The organism is Chromohalobacter sp. HP20-39 (genome assembly GCF_033052815.1).
In the GTDB taxonomy this organism is placed as follows: Bacteria; Pseudomonadota; Gammaproteobacteria; order Pseudomonadales; family Halomonadaceae; genus Chromohalobacter.
The window spans coordinates 1-263 of sequence record NZ_JAWHTP010000779.1 but is presented as its reverse complement, the minus strand read 5'-3'; the positions used below and the strand labels follow the sequence as shown (position 1 = coordinate 263).

At 57.0% G+C, this 263-nt stretch carries 1 protein-coding gene; it reads right to left on the bottom strand.

Translation table 11 applies throughout. From position 1 onward, the window contains the following. Window positions 1-263 (bottom strand): hypothetical protein (locus RVY79_RS20080; RefSeq protein ID WP_317466339.1); only part of this gene is annotated, 263 nt, incomplete at both ends.

Genomic DNA, 263 nt, shown 5'->3' with positions numbered 1-263 from the left:
CAACGCCCATGTCACGGTGCCCACAATCGCACCGAACAGGAACGGGTACGACCACAAATTCCCGGGACCCCACTTGAGAAACGACCAAACCAAACCGACCGTCACCACAACCAGGCCCCACTGCGCGGATTTGCCCGCGAGGTGACGAATCACACTGTTGTAGAGCAGGATGCAGGACAACAAGGAAATCAGTGCCGTTAGCAATGATGTCGATCCCGTACGCACAAGCTCCCAATAGGCCCATGCGTAACGCAGGGTGAAGC